Source organism: Methanosarcina sp. 2.H.A.1B.4, assembly GCF_000979385.1.
Taxonomy (GTDB): Archaea; Halobacteriota; Methanosarcinia; order Methanosarcinales; family Methanosarcinaceae; genus Methanosarcina.
This window is the reverse complement of the sequence record NZ_JJOV01000069.1, coordinates 1-2,194: the sequence shown is the minus strand read 5'-3', so window position 1 is coordinate 2,194 and position 2,194 is coordinate 1. Positions and strand designations below refer to the sequence as shown.

Here is a 2,194-nt window from a genome sequence, read left to right as displayed (position 1 = left end):
GAGCCAGGAAGAAGTAATTCAACTGGCTGTGGAAGCTGTCCAGTACATCAAAGACCAGGGGCTGAAGTGCATGTTTTCTGCAATGGATGCCACCAGAACCGACCCCGCATATCTCATAGAGGTTTTCAAGGCGGTCCAGGAGGCAGGATGCGATATCATTAACGTGCCAGACACGGTAAGAATCATGGTTCCATCTGCAATGTACAGACAAATAAAAGACATTGAAGCTGAAAATCAGAAGAAATGCTGATCAATTAAATACCCCCATTTGACCAATTGTTTATCTATTCTTGCCACCAAAGCAATATTGATGGTCCTCATGTTCGTATAAATTCCAAAAGAATATCTTTCAATTTTTAATCGTCAATTACAGACCCAGCTTTACAACGAACTCATGCACGATTATTCATTTCCTCATGCTATCTGCAGATCATTATTTGAACTTTTCCTTTCTTATTTTGACCTTATATTTCAGCAGCCAGCGCAAAGAAGGCCAGATTATCTTTCATGCAGTTTCTAAAGACGTTCCTCCTGACATACCAGTAGATGAAATGAATCTGATTCCCATAAAAATTACTATTTATGGCCCTGATGACTGTGCTGTCAAAGATAAGCAGGAGTTGTTAGATAAAAGGATCAAACGCATCAGTAGTGAAACATATGCTCAGGGTGCCCTAATTACCCAGGCCGACATAGCAATCCTTCTTGAAGAGAGCACAAGGACAATTTCACAGCATATAACATCGCTGGAAAAGAAGGGAGAATTGGTGCCAACTAGAGGAAAAATGGAAGTACATAGGTCCTGGGATAAGCCACACGAAAAAAAATTATGGAGCTTTACCTCAAAGGTTATGAATATACTGAGATCAAAAGAAAGACAAAACATAGTGGCGAAGCCATCATGCGCTATGGGAAGGACTTTGAAAGAATACTGGTGATGACGGAGGAAGGATTTGATGATGAATAACTCAGGATTATAACAGGCATCTCAGAAAAAACAATTCGGGAATACAAGGAATTGATCAAACCTATTCTACTGAGGAATATCAAGAGCGTTTAGACCAGCTTCACAGCATTTTTGGAAAAAAAGAAATCAACAGAAAAAACGAGGAAACAATTCTAAAGACGGATTCAGGGAGATGGAACACATGAAAGTCCCTTCAATGATCGAAACAAAGGTAACAAACTCCCTGAAAGGTTCGATCCTTGATCTGATACAGAAAGATTACCAGTTTATAGCCTGGTGACAAAATACAGGAAATGTTTGCCAGTGATCTCGTGGAAGTTGTGAGGAAATCTTATCGTGATCCAGGGAAACTGGAAGTGGGATAAATTCTATGATATGGAGTGAAGGCTTTGGGGAAGCCGAACTACGGTAAAAATAGTAAGAAAACACCGTTGAAACCTATTGTTTTGACCCGGATTTCCAAAGAGGATCTGGAGATGAAGAAGGCAGGCTATTCTAAGGAGATTATGAAAACAAAAATAGGAGGCTCTTCAAAGAGGCATATGAACAGGAAGCACTACTTACGCATTCTGAGATGGCATATCTGCTCAATGTTTCTACAGGTGCTCAATGTTTCTACAGGTACTGTGAGCAAGCAGGCAAAAGAGTATATGCAAAGAACAGGGGAGATACTGCCAACAAGAGGGATTATCCAGGACATTGGAAGAGCAATAACTCACAAGAGGATTATCCTCAGGTTATATAGGAAGGGAATCAAACTTCAGATATTGTAAGAATGACAAATCACACGGAAGAAGCATGTGACAGGTACATTAAAGCATATAAGAAAGTAGAAAAACTAAGCAAAACGATGAAAATTGAGGAAATAGCACAAATTCTGGGAATGGGAAAGTCCCTGGTAGAAGAATATAGAAGAATTTTAAATGAGGGGGAATGACTGATGGGTGAAACAAACTATGGTAGGTCTGGATGCCTATCGGTCGATTGGGAGTTTAGTAAAAATCAGTATCGAAAAACAATTTCAGAAAAACAATATTCAGAAAAAACAATATTCAGAATAGATTTGAAGTAGTATAGGGTGAGTTTGGCAGCGATCCAGAGTTCCCGAAGGCTCGCACACTTCAGTACAGTAAGGAACGTGGGCAGGCTTATCTTCTGTGTTCGGAATGGGTACAGGAGTTGCCCTGCCGCTATGGCCGCCAAGCTCTACCTTATAAATGGGATATG

At 40.2% G+C, this 2,194-nt stretch carries 2 protein-coding genes, 1 rRNA gene and 3 pseudogenes; 5 read left to right on the top strand and 1 reads right to left on the bottom strand.

The genetic code is table 11. The features are described from left to right. The 5 genes and pseudogenes from EO92_RS10640 to EO92_RS18560 all read left to right on the top strand — a co-directional run. Positions 1-232: pseudogene (locus EO92_RS10640) on the top strand (2-isopropylmalate synthase); the annotation flags it as partial. A 184-nt stretch (positions 233-416) separates the two neighbouring features. Beyond that, positions 417-728 (top strand): annotated as a pseudogene (locus tag EO92_RS18575) (DUF1670 domain-containing protein); the annotation flags it as partial. 101 nt (positions 729-829) lie between these two features. After that, positions 830-967 (top strand): DUF1670 domain-containing protein, encoded by a 138-nt coding sequence (locus tag EO92_RS18570; protein WP_235283296.1) that lies wholly within the window; start codon positions 830-832, stop codon positions 965-967. 556 nt (positions 968-1,523) lie between these two features. After that, positions 1,524-1,712: pseudogene (locus EO92_RS18970) on the top strand (hypothetical protein); the annotation flags it as partial. A gap of 30 nt (positions 1,713-1,742) precedes the next feature. Next, positions 1,743-1,904 carry a DUF1670 domain-containing protein gene (locus tag EO92_RS18560; protein ID WP_235283294.1) on the top strand — a complete coding sequence of 54 codons (162 nt, stop codon included), beginning with the start codon at positions 1,743-1,745 and terminating at the stop codon, positions 1,902-1,904. 145 nt (positions 1,905-2,049) lie between these two features. Here the strand turns inward: EO92_RS18560 and rrf are convergent. Further along, positions 2,050-2,171, bottom strand: a 5S ribosomal RNA gene (gene rrf, locus EO92_RS10625). Positions 2,172-2,194 lie beyond the last annotated feature (23 nt).

Coding starts and splice junctions, on each gene's coding strand:
- EO92_RS18570 (WP_235283296.1), top strand. CDS start 830: ATGGAGCTTTACCTCAAAGGTTATGAATATACTGAGATCAAAAGAAAG.
- EO92_RS18560 (WP_235283294.1), top strand. CDS start 1,743: ATGACAAATCACACGGAAGAAGCATGTGACAGGTACATTAAAGCATAT.